3 protein-coding genes are annotated in these 1,653 nt (G+C 74.4%); 1 reads left to right on the top strand and 2 read right to left on the bottom strand.

The genetic code is table 11. From position 1 onward, the window contains the following. On the bottom strand, nucleotides 1-321 hold a 321-nt coding region (locus tag SSBG_RS25905; RefSeq protein WP_158677810.1), incomplete at its 3' end, for an amidohydrolase family protein. 137 nt (nucleotides 322-458) lie between these two features. Beyond that, nucleotides 459-899, bottom strand: a complete 441-nt coding sequence (locus SSBG_RS25900) for an Lrp/AsnC family transcriptional regulator (protein ID WP_008749012.1) — start codon at nucleotides 897-899, stop codon at nucleotides 459-461. Nucleotides 900-1,162: 263 nt separating this feature from the next. On the opposite strand from SSBG_RS25900, the gene SSBG_RS25895 reads away from it, so the two are divergent. Beyond that, the gene (locus SSBG_RS25895; protein ID WP_008749011.1) at nucleotides 1,163-1,603 is read left to right on the top strand and encodes a hypothetical protein; all 441 of its coding nucleotides are present in this window, start codon (nucleotides 1,163-1,165) and stop codon (nucleotides 1,601-1,603) included. The last annotated feature ends 50 nt before the right edge of the window (nucleotides 1,604-1,653 follow it).

Here is a 1,653-nt window from a genome sequence, read left to right as displayed (position 1 = left end):
CGCGGGCGCGGGCGTGGGCGCGACGCGGTCGAGCGCGTCCTCCAGGCTCGTCGCCCCGCTGAGGTCGAGGCCGGTGAGGGCGAGTCCGGTACCGGTCGCGTGGACGTGCGCGTCCACGAACGCCGGGGTGACGAGGGCGCCTTCGAGGTGGACGACCTCGTCCACGCCGTCCGCGAAGGCGTCCGCCGCGCCTTCGGAGCCGACCCAGGCGACGTGGCCGCGCTCGACCACCATGGCGGTCGCGAAGGGGTCGGCGGGGCTGTGCACCTCGCCACCGCGGAGCAGGACGGTGGGGGGAGGCGGGGGTGTCGTGCGGTTCATGGGGACAGTGTGGCGCGTGGCGGGCGGGCGCGGCGGGGCGGCCCTCCAGGACGGGGCCTTCCAGGGACGCGGCTCACCGGGGTCCCAGGGCCCATCCGTTCCGCCCACCCGCGACGGAGGCCCCGCGGCGGAAGACGTCAGATGTGCGGGGGCCTGGACTCGTACGGGGTGGAGAGGACGACCGTCGTGCGGGTGGAGACCCCGGCCAGGGAGCGGACCCGCGCGAGGAGGTTCTCCAGGTCGTGGGGGCTTTCGACGCGGACCTTGAGGATGTAGTTCTCGTCGCCCGCGACGCTGTGGCACGCCTCGATCTCCTCGACGGGCGCGAGGCGTTCGGCGATGTCGTCGGGGGCCGAGGGGTCGAAGGGCTTGACGGAGATGAAGGCGGTCATGGCGAGGCCGACGGCCTCGGGGTCCACGACGGCCGCGTATCCCCGGATGACGCCGCGCTGTTCGAGCCGCCGCACCCGCTGGTGCACCGCCGAGGTGGACAGGCCCGTGGCCTTGCCCAAGTCGGTGTAGCTCATCCGCCCGTCCGCGACGAGCAAGCGCACGATCTGCCGGTCAAGGTCCTCCATGCCGCTGAACCTACCGTCCGGGGCAGGACCTGGACAGGCGTGGGCGGCGCGTCTCGCACCGTGGACAGCGCGGGCGCGCGTGCCCCCGTACGCCCCCCCGAACGCCTCCTCACCCCCGCTTTCACACCCTCGTGTGACGAATACCACACTCGGGGAGCCGTGTCCGCACAGGTGTCGCGATTACCGGGCGGGGCCGGGGGGAAGTGCTTGCTGTGGTCGAGGCCGCAGTGCCTTGTCGGCCCACCCGAGGGGGAGAAACCCGAATGCAGAATCCCAAGCGGTCCAGCCGCGCCCGTGCCGCCCGCCGCCGGCTCGCCGAGCCGCCGGCTCCGGAGGGCGTCGAACCCGTCGAGGACGAGGAGTTCGACGCGTACGACACCTTCGAGATCTACCGGGTCGTGTGCCCGGACTGCGCCCAGCCCATCGCGCTGCTCGTGGACGAGGACGTCCTGCCGGAGCACGCGCTGTGCGCCTCGCCGTGGAACCCCTTCGGGCTCACCGTCTGCGCCGGTACGGGCCGTGCCGCCGCGAGCGCCCGCCCGGCCGGCGAGGACGGCGCCGAGGAGCAGGAGATCGGCGTGCTCCTGACGCTCCCGCAGGGCCTGGACTGGCGTACCCAGCCCTTCTCGCACGTCGGCGGCCCCGGCTCGCGGCCCCTCAAGGCGCCGCGCCGCCCGCTGAGCACCCTCCACCCGGCCGCCTGAGCCGTCCGCACGGGCCGTTGGTGCCGGTTTCCGCCCCGCGCGGGCCGCTC

This window comes from Streptomyces sp. SPB074, from assembly GCF_000154905.1.
Lineage (GTDB): Bacteria > Actinomycetota > Actinomycetes > Streptomycetales > Streptomycetaceae > Streptomyces.
The sequence above is the reverse complement of the archived record's forward strand: the minus strand, read 5'-3'. Positions and strand labels throughout refer to the sequence as shown.

Excerpts from the sequence above, each read along its gene's own strand:
- SSBG_RS25900 (WP_008749012.1), bottom strand. The coding sequence starts at position 899 with ATGGAGGACCTTGACCGGCAGATCGTGCGCTTGCTCGTCGCGGACGGG.
- SSBG_RS25895 (WP_008749011.1), top strand. The coding sequence starts at position 1,163 with ATGCAGAATCCCAAGCGGTCCAGCCGCGCCCGTGCCGCCCGCCGCCGG.